Here is a 14176-nt window from a genome sequence, read left to right on the forward strand (position 1 = left end):
CATTGTGCGACCGCAACAGCGCACAAGCGGAGCAGCATCAATGTCGGACAAGGTCTCGCGGCGCCAGTTCGCGAAGCTCGCGGGGCTGTCGGCTGCCGGGATGGCAAGTCCGCTGGAGGTCAGGGCCCAGCCGGCTTCGACGCCGGGCCGTGCCGGTAGCTTTCCGCCAGGTTTTCTCTGGGGCACCGCCACCTCGTCCTACCAGGTCGAGGGCGCGGTCAACGAGGACGGGCGTGGCGCCTCGATCTGGGACAAATTCGTCCGCATCCCCGGCAAGATCGAGGACGGCACCAATGGCGATCGCGCCAACGAGCACTATCACCGCTACGGAGAGGACATCGCGCTCATCAAGGAGCTCGGCTGCAAGGCCTATCGCTTCTCGGTGGCCTGGCCGCGCGTGTTTCCGGACGGCGACGGCAAGCCGAATCCGAAGGGGCTTGATTTCTACAACCGCCTCATCGACGAACTCCTGAAGAACGGCATCGAGCCGTGGCTGACGCTCTACCATTGGGACCTCCCGCAATCGCTCCAGGACCGTTTTGGCGGCTGGCGCTCCACCGAGACCTGCAAGATTTTTGGCGACTACGCGGCCTATGTTGCCGAGCACCTGACCGACCGCGTCAGGAACGTGTTCACGCTGAACGAGAGCGGCCGCTTCGTCTATTTCGGCTATGGCATCGGCATCGACGCGCCGGGCCTGATGTTGCCGCAGGCCGAGGTCAACCAGGTCAGGCACAACAGCGCGCTTGCGCACGGGCTCGCGGTGCAGGCCGTGCGTGCCCATGGCCGCCAAGGCACCCGCGTCGGCCCGGCCGAGAACATCGATGCCTGCATTCCCGCGATCGATACGCCCGACCATGTCCGCGCCGCCGCAATCGCGCTGCGCGAGCTGAATGCGGGATATCTCAACGTCATCATGGAGGGTCGCTATACCGACGCCTTCCTGAAGTTCGCCGGCCGCGACGCGCCGAAATACACCGACGCGGAATTGAAGATCATCTCCTCCCCGGTCGATTTCCTCGGCCTCAACATCTACGCGCCGCAGCACTACATCCTGCCGTCCGACCAGGGCGCGGGTTTTGCGCCGCTGCCGATCCCGAAATCATTTCCGCACATGAATTCGGACTGGCTGCGCGTCGGCCCCGAGACGATCTATTGGGTGCCGAAGCTCGCCGCAAATATCTGGAAGACGGACGCGATCTATATCAGCGAGAACGGCACCTCCGGCGAGGACCAGGTCACGCCCGACGGCAAGATCTACGACACCGATCGCATCATGTACCTGCGCAATTATCTCGCCCAGCTCCAGCGCGCCACCGTCGAAGGCGTTCCGGTGCGCGGCTACTTCCTCTGGAGTCTGATGGACAATTTCGAGTGGGTGTTCGGGCTCAACAAGCGCTTCGGGCTCTATCACGTCAATTTCGAAACGCAGGTGCGCACGGCAAAACTCAGCGCCAGCTTTTATCGCAACGTGATCGCGAACAACGCGGCGGGAGCTTAGCTCTCCCTCGCAGCATTCTTACGGGAGAGGGCGGGGTGAGGAGCTCTATCCACCAGTCCGTCTGTCACCGCTCTCGCGGACGAACCGGGCCATGATCAACTACTGCTCCTGTTTTGCCCGACGAGTCAATCGCTTCGCAGGCGGGCGAGGCGCCATCCCGGGGCCTGCATTTCTACTGTGCATGGGGTTGTTTTCGAGTTTTTTGCAAAGAGGGTGCCGCATCAGGGCGTCTGCGCCGACGCCGCAGCGATCCTTATCGAGCGGATCCAGGCCTTATTTTTCAGGGTGAATCGCGACCGACCTTGCACAAAGAGGCCGGTCGTCGCTTGTCGAAAGCAGCGAATCAGCTTTAGCAAGGCTGCTTGCGGGCCTTTGAAACAAGGCAAAAACCGCTGCCGGAGGCTCTTTCCGCCCAGGAAGCGGCTAAAATGCAGGGTTTTTTGCCGGAGGGGGCCAGAAAAGCCCGTAAAACGCGACAAAACTGTGCAGAAGGCAGTAGAGCCTTCAACGGTTGGTCTAGTATGCAACCGGCAACGAATCAGAGGAGACACGATGCCAACCCAAATGTCCAAATCGCAGCTGATCGAAAAGATTTCGACCGTCACCGAGCTTTCCAAGCGCGACGTCAAGAGCGTCATGGAGACGCTGACCGACGTCGGCCACAAGGAGCTCAAGAAGAACGGCCTGTTCCTGGTGCCGGGCTTCGCCAAGTTCGTGGTCATCAAGAAGCCCGCGACCAAGGCGCGCAAGGGCACCAACCCGTTCACGGGTGAAGAGATGATGTTCAAGGCCAAGCCGGCCCGGAAGATCGTCCGCGCCCGCCCGGTCAAGGCCGCCAAGGACGCTGTGGCCTGATAAAGCAAAGGCCCCCTCGGGAAGAGGGGGCCTTTTTGTGTTGTGACCGCAAGGGCTGATGCTGAGGGGATCAGCCGTTGCGGCGCTTCACCCGCACGGGAATCGGCCGAAGCCGCGGCCCAGGTGCCGCCAGCGCCTCGCGAACCCGATCGATCGCGCGATCGAGCAACTGCCGTAGCCGCTGCGCTCTCCGCGATTTCGTCGCTCGTTCCAACAATCCGCTCATTGCCTTACTCCGCCGCTTCGACCTTGGCCTCGGCTGGCTCGAGCACCGCGGCGATGGCCTCGTCGACGCGCTCGAGCCAGATGAATTCGAGGTCGTCCCGCGCGCTCTTCGGGATGTCGTCGTAATCCCGCCTGTTGCGCGCAGGCAGCATCACGCGCTTCAGTCCGGCGGCGGCAGCCGCCACCACTTTCTCCTTGATGCCGCCGACCGGCAGCACCAGCCCGCGCAGCGAGATCTCGCCGGTCATCGCGGTGTCGCTGCGCACCGTGCGATTGGTGAGCAGTGAGGTCAGCGCCGTGAACATCGCTACCCCGGCGCTCGGCCCGTCCTTGGGGGTTGCGCCCGCCGGCACGTGAACGTGGATGTCGCTCTTCTCGAACAGCGACGGTTCGATGCCGATCTGCGAGGCTCTGCTCTTCACCAGCGTCAGTGCCGCCTGCACGCTCTCGCGCATGACGTCGCCGAGCTGGCCGGTCAGGATCAAATTGCCCCTGCCGGGCACCCGCGTTGCCTCGATGAACAGGATGTCGCCGCCGACCGGCGTCCAGGCAAGGCCGGTGGCCACGCCGGGAACGCTGGTGCGCTGCGCGATCTCGCCCTCGAAGCGCGGCTGGCCGAGCACGGTGGCGATGTCCTTCGGGCCGACCACGACCTTCGTGGCCGTGCCCTCCGCGACCTGCACCGCTGCGTGCCGGAACAGTTTTCCGATCTCACGCTCCAGGTTACGCACCCCGGCTTCCCTTGTGTAGCCCTTCGCGACCAGCTTCAGTGCTTCCGGTTCGATCTCGGCTTGCTCGGCGCTCAGGCCGTTGGCCTCGAGCTGCCGGCGCACCAGATAGCGTTGCGCGATCTCGAGCTTCTCCTCCTGAGTGTAGCCGGCCAGGCTGATCAGCTCCATGCGATCCAACAGCGGACCGGGAATCTGGTCCAGCATGTTGGCGGTCGCGATGAACACCACGCGCGACAGGTCGAAGGGCACGCCGAGGTAATTGTCCCGGAACGTCCCGTTCTGCTCGGGGTCGAGCACCTCCAGCATCGCAGCCGAGGGATCGCCCTGCACGCCGCGACCCATCTTGTCGATCTCGTCCAGCATCATCACGCAGTTCCGCGCGCCTGCCTTCTTGATGCCCTGGATGATGTTGCCGGGCAGCGCGCCGATATAGGTGCGCCGGTGACCGCGGATCTCAGCCTCGTCATGCAGGCCGCCCAGGCTGACACGCACGAAGGGGCGATCCATCGCGCGGGCGATGGATTGTCCGAGCGAGGTCTTGCCGACGCCGGGCGGACCGACGAAGCACAGGATCGGCGCCTTGCCCTGCGGGGCGAGCTTGCGCACCGCCAGATATTCGATGATCCGGCTCTTGATCTTCTCCAGGCCGAAATGGTCGGCATCCAGGATGCGGCGCGCCTCCTTGATGTCGATCGGCTTCTCCTCGGGCAGGGCCCAGGGCAGCTCGATCAGCCAGTCGAGATAAGTGCGGACCATGCCCGCTTCGCCAGCAGCCTCCGGCATGCGCTCGTAGCGGCGCAGCTCCTTTTCGCATGCGCGTCCGCCTCCGGCGGCATGTTGGCCTGGGCGATGGCGGCGGTCAGCTCGGCGACCTCGGCTGCCTTGCCGTCGCTTTCGCCGAGCTGGCGCTGGATTGTCGCCATCTGCTCGCGCAGGATCGCCTCGCGCTGCCGCTCGTCGAAGCTGGCGCGGGTCTGCTGGCCGATCTCGTTGGAGATGCGCAGCACCTCCAGCCGCTCGGCCAGATGCTTCGACACCTTCTCGACGCGCAGGGAGAGGTCGATGGTCTCCAGGACCTCCTGCTTGTCCTGCGGCTTGATGTCCATGAACGAGGTCGCCAGATCCGCCAGCGCGCCGGGCGCACTGGTGCTCTGGAACATCGCGACCAACTCGGGTGGCGCCTGCGGCAGCAGCTCGACCGCCTCGATCGCCTGGCGCTGCAAATTCAGAGCGCGCGCCTCGATCTCGGGCGAGATCGTGGTCGGCTCCGAATCTGCTGAATCCGCGCGGCCGCGAACGGCGTCCCGGGCAGGAAGTCGAGGATGCGGGCACGCTGCACGCCCTGGCAGACGATGTGATGGGTGCCATCGGGTGCAGTGATATAGCGCACGATGTTGGCGATGGTTGCGACCCGATAAAGATCGTCGGGCCCCGGCTCTTCGGTCGCGGCGCTGCGTTGCAGCACGATGCCGACCGGCCGCTGCTCGCGCAGTGCCTGCTGTGCGGCGGCGACCGACTTCGGCCGCGCGATCGCGATTGGCGCGATGGCGCCGGGGAATAGCACCATCTCGCGCACGGGGATGATGATCAGCGCGTCTTCGGGAATCTTCACGTCGGAGCTGTTTTGGGAATTGGTCTGGGCGGTGTTCATCTGTTCGGTGGCCATGATCGACCTCAGGATTTGGCGAGGCGCAGTGCGACGCAGCCGTCCATCACGAAGCGGCTGATGGCGTAGCGCCCAAGGGGCAATGCAATGCGGCGCTCAAAACGCCCCTGCGGTAGCTCCAGCCGGTGGATGCGGGCATTGCGAAGCTCCGGCGGAAGCGTGCGCTGGCCGGAGATCACGAGCACGCCGTCATGGATCACCGTCTCGACGTTGTCGGGATTGACGCCTGGCAGCGCGACGAGAATCAAAAGCTCATGCTCGGTCTCGAGCACGTCGATCGGAGGCTCCCAGCAGGATTCCTGGCGGCCGAACTGCTGGCGCATCCGTTCGGCGCGGGTCAGCGAGTCCAGGGCTTCTGACAGCATCCAGTCGAGGGGATTTTTGGGTTGCATGGCATAACTCGGGGAGGGCGCTGCGATTGGAAAAAAGGCATATGGGGATGGTTCCCCGGAAATCCAGCAGCGCGCGTTTGGAGCATGGCTGACCCAACTGCCGGCGGGCGCCCCTTGTCATCAGACGTTTCGGCGCCACGGAGTGTCCGTGGCGCCGTTGGTAACCAATTCGGCCGCGCGGTGGCTCAGGCCGCTTCGCGGTATTCCTCTTCCGCTTCGAGGTTGATCACCGAGGTAGCGAGCTCGGTCAGGGTGTGATCGGTCGCTTCTTCCTCGTCCAGCGTTGCCTGGAGCAGCCTTGCGGCGTCCGGCATGCCGAGCTCCTCGGCCCAGGTGCGCAGAGTGCCGTACCGGGAGATCTCGTAGTGCTCGACGGCCTGGGCCGCCGCGAGCAGGCCGGCGTCGAGGGCAGGGGCGTTCTTGAAGTCCTTCATGATCTCAGCACCCTCATCGGTGATGCCGTTGATCGCTTCGCAGGGCTTGCCGCGGGCCGGCTTGCCCAGCATCTTGAATATCTGGTCCAGCCGTTTGACCTGGCCCTGCGTCTCGCGCACGTGCTTGTTGAAGGCCGCCGCAAGATCCTTCGACTGCGCGGCCTTGGCCATCTTCGGCAGCGTCTTGATGATCTTGTTCTCGGCGAAATAGATGTCCTTCAGCGTTTCCAGAAACAGGTCGCTCAGCAGCTTCGGCGCCTGACGCGTGCGGCGTCCTGCGCTCTTCTTTGTGGTGCGTTTCTTTGCTCGTTTGGCCATGGATCCTCCTGTCGAGGTGAACGGGAAGGCCCGGCCTTCCCTCGGGCGATCAAGACTTGGCGAGGCCAATGGTTCCCATTTTGCAACAGGGCCGCCGGCCAGCTAACCGTTCGTCGTGTCTTCCTGGTCCTGCCGTTCTCTTGTGACGCGATCGGAAGCGCACGCTCGCTTCGACGCATGTGGCTGCAACAGCCCAGATCTGGCAGGGGCGGCCGACGGCGTGCCCTTCGGCTCGGCGGCCCGGGCGGCGAAATCGCCGGCCTCGGTCGAGGTGCGCAGCCACTTCGTCCCGTCACCGATCGCCTCACGCGGCGAGCGGCCGAACTTTCTCAGGCCCCGGAAATACTCGAGCTGAAGATGCGCCGAAGTGCCGCGTTTCGGGATGGCCTTGAGGTGCTGAACATCGTCCTCGATGCCGAGATGCGCGATGTCGGGCGCAAGCATCGCGATCACCGCCTCAAGCTAGCTCCTGAACGAGACCGGCTCGAACGACGCCAGATCGATCTACGTTCCGTCCGTCCCGTAACGCTGGGCGCGCCAGCGGTTTTCCTCGATCAGCGCGCGGTGCACGGCCGAATAGGTGGCGTTCAGATCCGGGTGGTGCACGACGTGTCTGACCAGCGCGCGATACACCGCCGCGATCGCCACCGTGTCGGCGATCGACGTGCAGCAGTCGGTGATACGAAGCTCGAGGGTCGGATGCTGGAGCGAAGGCCGCAGCGCCCACCAGACATAGGTGGCGTTGGGAACGATGCCCGCGTCGACCAATGTCCTCACATAGGTCTCGTATTCAGCAAGGTTGCGAAACATCTCCGGGAAGCCGGTCCGCGGCAGGGCGTCGTTCGCGGCGTTGCGGTAGCCCAGCAATCCGGTTGGTAACCGCACCAGAACGGCGACGAAGTCGACCGCGCCAGCAGCAGCGGCAGGAACGGCACCAGGCGGTGCATGATCTCGACGCGCTGGTCTGGCTCGGGCACCTCGACGTGAACGTGCAGGCCGCTGATGGGATTGCCGAGCCCGACCATTCCGAGGTCGCTGATGACCTTGCTGTAGCGGCGCTTGCGCGTCATGCGCTGCTGCTGGGCTCCTGCAGTCCGCGGCAGACGAACAGGGTGGGGATGCCGCGCGCCAGCGCGCGCGGAATCAGGCGAAGAGCGACCTCGTCGCGGAATTCATCAAACGGGCCGTCGAGCGCCTGGTCGGCCATTTGGCCATAGCGGGACGGGTGAACATTGGTCTGCCCGCCGCCGACAAAGAGGCCGTCAAGACCGTCGAGATAGGCCTCCAGATCTGCTTCGGGAGCCGCGGGCAGGACCCGCGGAACGGCACCTGTGACCAGGCCGATGGCGTTGACGCAAATCATGGCAACGGACGAGAGCAGCTCGCCGCACGCAATCATTGAATCGGAGAGAAGCCCAACCTGCGGCGCGCCGCTGCGAGCTTTCCACTGACCATGGGAGGAGTTGAGCCGCCACTGTTGAAGTCCGTAGGCCACGGCATCCGCCGCGTTGCCGATTTGATGAATCGCGGCCTTGAGTTCTCTGACGTTTGTTCCTAATCGAAGCGCCCAGCGGCTGCCGGCAATGGGATCGTGCGCATCAATTCTGGGACGGAGCTCGTGCAATTGTCTCGTCTGCTTCTGTTGATGCCGCTGCCGAGTGAAACGGCAGTGTGCGGGAATGGTTGCTTCAATGTTGAGCTGCTTGGGTTTTTTCCGACCGCGGACCTTAATTTTGTTGTGGTATCCAAGTTGGACCAACAAGACGACCTCGGAGCATGCCTCCGATGTCGCGGTGTTTCCGCTGGCCATACCGATGATGGCCAGCCCCGGCGCGATCGCGACCACGCTGCTGCTGACAGGTGATGCCGGTTATGGGGCAAGGCTCGCGATCATCATCTTGGTCGTTGTTTTCGTGTGCCTGCTCTGCTTTGTCTCTGCGGGCCTGATCGCGCGCACGCTCGGGCGCACCGGCAATGCGGTGCTGTCGCGCGTGCTCGGGATGCTGCTCGCTGCCTATTCCGTGCATCTCGTAATCAACGGAATTGCTGCTGTCCGGACAAGCCTCTCATAAGGCTGCGACAATCTGTTAATTTGTCGATTTTACGGTATATCTCGTGATCTGGTGGTGCCGCCGCCGATGCGGGTGCGCGATCCGGTCCGCTTTCTCTTGCGCTGCCATATTGCTTTGACGTACTCCCGCTCTCACAAGGCCCATCGCCGGGAAATCGAATGTCGACGACAGCTGACGAACTCGACAAGAGACAGGCCATCATCGACGCCTGCCACCGCATGAATGCGCTCGGCATCAACCAGCGCATGGCCGGCTACGGCATGTCGGAAGGTTAGGGCAGGCGGTGTTCGCGCGGATCAGACATATCGCCGATCGCAAGGGATCCAACCGCCTCATGGTTCGGCTGCGTGCGCTGTTGCGCAGCAACGAGTTCTACCTGATCCCGCTGGCGCTGGTGATCGGCACGCTGGCCGGCGCCATCGTGACCCTGATGGCCGAGATCGCGCAGATTGCTCATATGGTGATCTACGGCATTCCCGTCGACGTCCGCCTGTCCGCCAACGCACGTGTCAGTCCTTGGGCGGCGCTGCTTGCACCCGCGCTCGGCGGGTTGGCACTCGGCATCATGGAATGGTGGCGGCGGCGGCTGAAGATATCCAGCGCCGTCGACCCGATCGAGGCCAATGCGCTGCGCGGCGGCAATCTCTCCATGCGCGACAGCGTCGTGGTGTCGAGCCAGACGCTGATCTCGAACGGCTGTGGCGCCTCGGTCGGTCTCGAGGCTGGGTACACCCAGATCGGCTCCGGCATCGCCTCACTGCTCGGCAAGTTCTTCAATCTGCGCCGCAACGATCTTCGCCTGATCGTCGGCTGCGGCGCTGCTGCGGCGATTGCGGCAGCGTTCGGCGCGCCGATCACCGGCGCTTTCTACGCCTGCGAACTCATCGTCGGCGTCTATTCGGTCGGCAGCGCCGCGCCGATCCTGGCGGCTTCGCTCGCCGGCGCGCTGACCGCGCAATGGCTCGGCGGCGCGCCGTACTCCATTGAAATACCCAAGGTGAGCGCGGTCGGCATCGAGCAATATCTGGCGCTGATCGGGCTTGCGCTTGTCACCAGCGGCGTCGGCATCGCCGTGATGCGCTCGTCTTCGACCTTCGAGCGCCTGTTCGCCTGGTTGCCGGTCTGGCTGCGACCGGTGATCGGCGGCCTCGTCGTCGGCGGCTTTGCCATCGTCACGCCGCAGGTGCTCGCGGCCGGCCACGGCGCCATGGTGCTCGATCTGTTTCACGAGATGACCATCGGGCTGATCGCAATCATCATTGCCCTGAAGGTGACGGCCTGCCTGATCTCGCTCGCTTCCGGCTTTCGCGGCGGTCTGTTCTTTGCCTCGCTGTTCGTCGGCAGCCTGATCGGGAAGTTCTTTGCCGCCGTCCTTCTGCTTATCAGCCCCAACTTCGTGATCGATCCGCTGGTCGCGATGCTGACCGGCATGGCGACGCTGGGCGTCGCCATCGTCGGCGGTCCCTTGACCATGTCGTTCCTCGTGCTCGAAATGACCCGCAATGTCGACGTCACCGCCGTGGTGCTCGCCGGCTGCATCGTCACCTCGATCTGCGTCCGCTTCATGTTCGGACATTCGTTCTCGACCTGGCGCCTGCATCTGCGCGGCGAGACCATCCGCAGCGCCAACGATGTCGGTTGGCTGCGCAACCTCACCGTCGAGCGGCTGATGCGCTCCGACGTCGGCAAGGTGCCGTCGACCACGACGATTGCCGCCGTCCGGAACGAATTTCCGCTGGGATCGCGGCCCGGCATCGTCATCGTCAACAATGCGGACGAATATGTCGGCCTCGTCTTGCTGCCCGACCTGTTCACCAGCGATCTCGATAGCATCGCCGACGAGATCCAGGTCATCGAGCTCGCGCGCCTGACGGACATCGTGCTCATCCCGGAAATGAACGTAAAGTCGGCCATGGCGGTGTTCGACGAAGCGGAGGCCGAGATGCTGGCCGTGGTGGATTCCACCGACAGCCGCAAGGTCGTCGGTTTCCTGACCGAGACCACCGCCCGCCGCCGCTATGTCGAGGAGATCGACAAGGCCACGCGCGGCGTGCTGGGGGCGCTGTCGTAAAGGGGCGGACCGGCAAAGCGAGGCTTGCACGCGCGACGGCCTTGTCGCATCATCCACAACCTCTAGGCTAGAGAGACGAACGGGCGGCCGATTTGGCCACCCTCAGCGACAAGGGCCGTGCGATGTCCGACACGCTTCGCCTGTTGCTTGCCTTGCTCGAGCTCGGGCCGCAAATGGAGCATTTGCTCGGCGGCAGATGGCCGCCCTATCGCGACGAATTGTTGGAGCTCGCCGGGCGCGCCAACGATGGCGATGATCCCAACGAGCTCCGCCGCGCGCTCGACGCACTGGTTCAGCGGCTGCTTGCCGAAGAGCCGGCCGCAGAACTCGTTCGGCGCACCCTGCCGGAACCGGCTCCCGCCCGGGAATTCGTCGTCCGCCGTGGCCGCGCGTCCCCGCCCTTGGTCTCGGAGATCGTTCGGCCGAGCGCGGACGAGGCGACCGGCATCGTCACGATCCCCGTTTTCTACGGCACCGATCGCGCCCGGGGCGACGACACGCCGGCGAACTATTTTCGAGGGGAGCGTGGCGGGCTTGCATTCGGGATCGCGGAGGTCAGCGTGCCCACGCGCGGACGCGACCTCGGCGAACTAACCGGGCCGAGCTGGTGGCATCTTGAATTTACCGCCGATCCGGCAAGGCATGTGATCCTCAAGAGCGTCGGAGTGCTTGGCCGGGATGTCTTCATCACGAGCCTCGCGGACTCGCTCGCCGCTGCGGACGGGCGCGACGTCCTGATCTTCGTGCACGGCTATAACGTCGCGTTCGAGGATGCGGCGCGGCGGGCCGCGCAGATCTCCGTCGACCTGAAATTTGCCGGGAGGACGCTTCTCTACAGCTGGGCTTCTGCGGCGGATACGAAGAAGTACACCGTAGACGAGAGCACGATCGAATGGTCGCGCGACCATTTTGAGGCGTTTCTCCAGCTTGCGCTGAGCGAAATCGGCGCCCGTGAGGTTCACGTCATCGCCCACAGCATGGGCAACCGCGCCGTGATCAATACGCTCGAACGCGTCACCTCCTGGCAGCTACCGGCCGGCGCCGCCAAGCTGGGCCAGGTTATCTTTGCCGCGCCCGACATCGATCGCGACCGCTTCATCCAGCTCGCTGCGAAGTTCAACGGTTGCGCTGCGCGCTTCACGCTCTATGCCTCGTCGCGCGACGTCGCGCTGCTGGCGTCGAAATTCATGCACGGCTATCCAAGGGCGGGGGAGGCTGGCGAAGCGTTGCTGGTCGTCGACGGTGTCGATACGATCGATGCATCGCTGGTCGACACCAGCCTGGTCGGCTTGCGCCATTCCTATTTCGGCGACAAGCGCTCGATCCTCAACGACATGTTCAACCTGATCACGCAGCAACTCGCGCCGGACAAGCGCTTTGATCTCGATGCCGTGGGCGATGCGCTCAGGAGATATTGGAGCTACCGCGCCTAAGGGTCTGAAAGCGAGACGGCGTGCGCCGCCGTCCGTGCCGGTTGAGACCATTTCCGCGGTTTGCGCATCGCATGCTGTTGCATATCTCTACTTTGGGCAAGAACAGAGGACGTCAAGATGAGTGATAGACATGTGAATTCGAGGATCGGCCGCAGTAGCCTGCTGGCTGTATTCGCAAGCCTCGCCCTGGCGGCGGCCCCCGTGTCCCCCTCGGCTGCCGCGTCATCGGTGCCCGAGACGCCCCCCGCAAAGATAGCTATGGCGGGCCAGCGCTCATCCGACGTCACCGATTTCAGCGCGGCCCGACGTCGCCACTATTATCGACGCGGGCCGAATGCCGCGGGCTTCGCCTTCATGGGCCTGGCGGCAGGTTTGATCGGAGGTGCGATCGCGGAGAGCCGGCGCCAGGAATACTACGACAACAACTATTACTATGGCGGCCCGCCCACCTATTACGATCCCGGTTATGGCTATAGCGGTGGTCCGCGCCACTACTACAGGCCATACTGATTGTTGCGCGCTGATCACTCTTGAAGAGTGCTGAGTGTACCCTGTGATGACACCCAGTGGCGGGACGCCAACGCATCCCGCCACTTATGCTACCGTGCCGCCGGTGCCGACAGAGCCTCACGATGGGGCGAGCCAATTGTTTGATCTCGGCTAAGTATTCGGCAACCGCCCTCGCTGGTCCGATGGACTTGCCCCGCGCAATCCGGTTGAATGGGACCAATTGAGGTTCTTTGGGCGACAATGATGTCGAAATATCTGCTGGTCCTTCTGCTGATCGTCTCGCCGGCCGCGGCGCAGGTCAAGTTGACTCCAAAAACCTCGGCGGCGCATCCCGACCTCTGTGCGCCGATCGGGCGCACCGCGGATGGCAAGCTGGTCTACTCCATGAGGTGTGAGACCCTGCCGGCGCCGCCCGCGCCACCGCCCCAGGCGGAACTGAAGGAGGCGCCTCAGCCCGCCGCCGAGCCGGAGCCGGAAGTGCGCCGTAGCGGCATTCTGGGCTGGTCCTACGACCGCAGGTAATGAGCCGCGCCACTTGCGCGAAGCGCTCTGGAATGCTCTTTGCTTGAAAGTTCCCCGTGGGGCCCACCGCCCCCGATCCAGAGAGATGAGATGAGCAAACTCGTTATCCGCACCGGCGACTACACCTTCGATGCCCGCTTTGAGGAGCAGCTTGCACCCAAGACTGTCGCTGCGTTCCGCAAGGCGCTGCCGTTCGAGAGCCACATCATCCATGTGCGCTGGAGTGGCGAGGGTGTGTGGATGCCGCTCGGCGATCTCGACTTCGGGGTCGGCTACGAGAACCACACCAGCTATCCCGCGCCCGGCCAGATCATCCTCTATCCCGGCGGCATCAGCGAGACCGAGATTTTGCTCGCCTATGGCGGCGTGCATTTCGCAAGCAAGATGGGCCAGCTTGCCGGGAACCACTTCATCACGCTGACCTCGGGCCTGGAGAATCTGGCGACGCTCGGCAAGAGTGTGCTTTGGAAGGGCGCGCTCCCGATCCGCTTCGAGGAAGTCTGATTTGCAGGACGCCCGCTATCCGCGCGACCTCCGCGGCTACGGCCGTAACCCGCCGCATCCGCGGTGGCCCGACAATGCGCGGGTCGCGGTGCAGTTCGTCATCAACTTCGAAGAGGGCGGCGAGAACAACATTTTGCACGGCGACCGTGCGTCGGAAGCATTCCTGTCCGACGTGCTCGGCGCGCAGCCCTGGCCGGGCCAGCGCCATGCCAACATCGAATCGATGTTCGAATATGGCTCGCGCGCCGGCTTCTGGCGGCTGTGGCGGCTGTTCAGCGAGCGGAAGTGGCCGACCACCGTGTTCGGCGTCGCGACTGCGCTGAAGCGCAATCCGGAAATCGTCGCGGCGATGAAGGAGGCGGGCTGGGACATCGCGAGCCATAGCCTGAGATGGATCGAGCACAAGGATATGACCGAGGCGCAGGAGCGCGACGAGATTGCGCAAGCGATCCACGTTCACACCGAGGCCACCGGATCGCGACCGCTCGGATGGTACACCGGGCGCTCCTCGATCAACACCAACCGTCTCCTGATGGAGGAGGGCGGCTTCCGCTATCTCTGCGACTCCTATGCCGACGATCTGCCCTATTGGGTCAAGGGCGGGAACGGCAAGCAGCTGATCATCCCCTATACGCTTGATGCCAACGACATGCGTTTCATCAATCCGCAGGGCTTTGCCGAGGGCGAACAATTCTTCACCTATCTGAAGGATGCCTTCGACGTGCTCTATGCCGAAGGCGAGACCGCGCCGAAGATGATGTCGGTGGGGCTGCATTGCCGTCTCGCCGGGCGGCCCGGCCGCGCTGCGGGGCTGATCCGTTTTCTGGATTACATCGGCAAGCACGAGCGCGTTTGGGTGCCGACGCGGTTGCAAATCGCACAGCACTGGCACGACAAACTCGCGCATCTTGCGACCGATGCGTTCGAGATCGAGTGAGCCGA

General features: G+C 64.0%; 14 protein-coding genes and 3 pseudogenes. 10 read left to right on the forward strand and 7 right to left on the reverse strand.

All coding sequences use genetic code 11. The features are described 5' to 3' along the window. Window positions 1-40: 40 nt before the first annotated feature. Window positions 41-1501 (forward strand): GH1 family beta-glucosidase, encoded by a 1461-nt coding sequence (locus AB8Z38_RS36380; protein ID WP_369722342.1) that lies wholly within the window; start codon window positions 41-43, stop codon window positions 1499-1501. A 552-nt stretch (window positions 1502-2053) separates the two neighbouring features. Continuing rightward, window positions 2054-2356, forward strand: coding sequence for an HU family DNA-binding protein (locus tag AB8Z38_RS36385; protein ID WP_369722343.1), 303 nt, complete (start codon window positions 2054-2056; stop codon window positions 2354-2356). Window positions 2357-2586: 230 nt separating this feature from the next. Here the strand turns inward: AB8Z38_RS36385 and lon are convergent. The 7 genes and pseudogenes from lon to AB8Z38_RS36420 all read right to left on the reverse strand — a co-directional run bounded on the left by lon (window position 2587) and on the right by AB8Z38_RS36420 (window position 7932). Further along, a pseudogene (gene lon, locus AB8Z38_RS36390) lies at window positions 2587-4978 on the reverse strand (endopeptidase La). A gap of 8 nt (window positions 4979-4986) precedes the next feature. Next, entirely contained in the window at window positions 4987-5370 is a 384-nt protein-coding gene (locus AB8Z38_RS36395) for an Hsp20/alpha crystallin family protein (RefSeq protein WP_369722344.1), read from the reverse strand. A 185-nt stretch (window positions 5371-5555) separates the two neighbouring features. Continuing rightward, a complete protein-coding gene (locus tag AB8Z38_RS36400) occupies window positions 5556-6122 on the reverse strand; it encodes a ferritin-like domain-containing protein (RefSeq protein ID WP_369722346.1) in 567 nt (188 codons plus the stop codon). A 102-nt stretch (window positions 6123-6224) separates the two neighbouring features. Next, window positions 6225-6566 (reverse strand): hypothetical protein, encoded by a 342-nt coding sequence (locus AB8Z38_RS36405; RefSeq protein ID WP_369722347.1) that lies wholly within the window; start codon window positions 6564-6566, stop codon window positions 6225-6227. 60 nt (window positions 6567-6626) lie between these two features. Then, window positions 6627-7007 carry a glutamate-cysteine ligase family protein gene (locus AB8Z38_RS36410; RefSeq protein WP_369722348.1) on the reverse strand — a complete coding sequence of 127 codons (381 nt, stop codon included), beginning with the start codon at window positions 7005-7007 and terminating at the stop codon, window positions 6627-6629. Further along, window positions 6896-7192 carry a glutamate-cysteine ligase family protein gene (locus tag AB8Z38_RS36415; RefSeq protein ID WP_369722350.1) on the reverse strand — a complete coding sequence of 99 codons (297 nt, stop codon included), beginning with the start codon at window positions 7190-7192 and terminating at the stop codon, window positions 6896-6898. The genes AB8Z38_RS36410 and AB8Z38_RS36415 overlap by 112 nt, the downstream gene beginning before the upstream one ends. Then, on the reverse strand, window positions 7189-7932 hold the full coding sequence (locus AB8Z38_RS36420; protein WP_369722351.1) for a gamma-glutamyl-gamma-aminobutyrate hydrolase family protein: 744 nt from the start codon (window positions 7930-7932) through the stop codon (window positions 7189-7191). Before AB8Z38_RS36420 ends, AB8Z38_RS36415 begins: the two co-directional genes overlap by 4 nt. Here AB8Z38_RS36420 and AB8Z38_RS36425 point away from each other — a divergent pair. The 8 genes and pseudogenes from AB8Z38_RS36425 to puuE all read left to right on the forward strand — a co-directional run. Continuing rightward, window positions 7880-8194: pseudogene (locus AB8Z38_RS36425) on the forward strand (MarC family protein); the annotation flags it as partial. The gene AB8Z38_RS36420 and the pseudogene AB8Z38_RS36425 sit on opposite strands and share 53 nt — an antisense overlap. 158 nt (window positions 8195-8352) lie before the next feature. Beyond that, a pseudogene (locus AB8Z38_RS36430) lies at window positions 8353-8448 on the forward strand (class II aldolase); the annotation flags it as partial. Window positions 8449-8477: 29 nt separating this feature from the next. After that, window positions 8478-10265 (forward strand): chloride channel protein, encoded by a 1788-nt coding sequence (locus AB8Z38_RS36435; protein WP_369722352.1) that lies wholly within the window; start codon window positions 8478-8480, stop codon window positions 10263-10265. Between the two features lie 92 nt (window positions 10266-10357). Continuing rightward, window positions 10358-11698, forward strand: a complete 1341-nt coding sequence (locus tag AB8Z38_RS36440) for an alpha/beta hydrolase (RefSeq protein ID WP_369722354.1) — start codon at window positions 10358-10360, stop codon at window positions 11696-11698. A 117-nt stretch (window positions 11699-11815) separates the two neighbouring features. Further along, window positions 11816-12208: a hypothetical protein gene (locus AB8Z38_RS36445; protein ID WP_369722356.1), complete on the forward strand. Its 393-nt coding sequence runs from the start codon at window positions 11816-11818 to the stop codon at window positions 12206-12208. Between the two features lie 243 nt (window positions 12209-12451). Beyond that, window positions 12452-12730: a hypothetical protein gene (locus tag AB8Z38_RS36450; RefSeq protein ID WP_369722357.1), complete on the forward strand. Its 279-nt coding sequence runs from the start codon at window positions 12452-12454 to the stop codon at window positions 12728-12730. A 90-nt stretch (window positions 12731-12820) separates the two neighbouring features. Continuing rightward, window positions 12821-13234, forward strand: a complete 414-nt coding sequence (locus tag AB8Z38_RS36455) for a DUF3830 family protein (protein WP_369722358.1) — start codon at window positions 12821-12823, stop codon at window positions 13232-13234. A gap of 1 nt (window position 13235) precedes the next feature. Further along, entirely contained in the window at window positions 13236-14171 is a 936-nt protein-coding gene (gene puuE / locus AB8Z38_RS36460; RefSeq protein ID WP_369722359.1) for an allantoinase PuuE, read from the forward strand. Window positions 14172-14176 lie beyond the last annotated feature (5 nt).

This window comes from Bradyrhizobium sp. LLZ17 (assembly GCF_041200145.1).
GTDB lineage: Bacteria > Pseudomonadota > Alphaproteobacteria > Rhizobiales > Xanthobacteraceae > Bradyrhizobium.

Excerpts from the sequence above, each read along its gene's own strand:
- AB8Z38_RS36380 (WP_369722342.1), top strand. The coding sequence starts at position 41 with ATGTCGGACAAGGTCTCGCGGCGCCAGTTCGCGAAGCTCGCGGGGCTG.
- AB8Z38_RS36385 (WP_369722343.1), top strand. The coding sequence starts at position 2,054 with ATGCCAACCCAAATGTCCAAATCGCAGCTGATCGAAAAGATTTCGACC.
- AB8Z38_RS36395 (WP_369722344.1), bottom strand. The coding sequence starts at position 5,370 with ATGCAACCCAAAAATCCCCTCGACTGGATGCTGTCAGAAGCCCTGGAC.
- AB8Z38_RS36400 (WP_369722346.1), bottom strand. The coding sequence starts at position 6,122 with ATGGCCAAACGAGCAAAGAAACGCACCACAAAGAAGAGCGCAGGACGC.
- AB8Z38_RS36405 (WP_369722347.1), bottom strand. The coding sequence starts at position 6,566 with ATGCTTGCGCCCGACATCGCGCATCTCGGCATCGAGGACGATGTTCAG.
- AB8Z38_RS36415 (WP_369722350.1), bottom strand. The coding sequence starts at position 7,192 with ATGACGCGCAAGCGCCGCTACAGCAAGGTCATCAGCGACCTCGGAATG.
- AB8Z38_RS36420 (WP_369722351.1), bottom strand. The coding sequence starts at position 7,932 with ATGGCCAGCGGAAACACCGCGACATCGGAGGCATGCTCCGAGGTCGTC.
- AB8Z38_RS36445 (WP_369722356.1), top strand. The coding sequence starts at position 11,816 with ATGAGTGATAGACATGTGAATTCGAGGATCGGCCGCAGTAGCCTGCTG.
- AB8Z38_RS36450 (WP_369722357.1), top strand. The coding sequence starts at position 12,452 with ATGTCGAAATATCTGCTGGTCCTTCTGCTGATCGTCTCGCCGGCCGCG.
- AB8Z38_RS36455 (WP_369722358.1), top strand. The coding sequence starts at position 12,821 with ATGAGCAAACTCGTTATCCGCACCGGCGACTACACCTTCGATGCCCGC.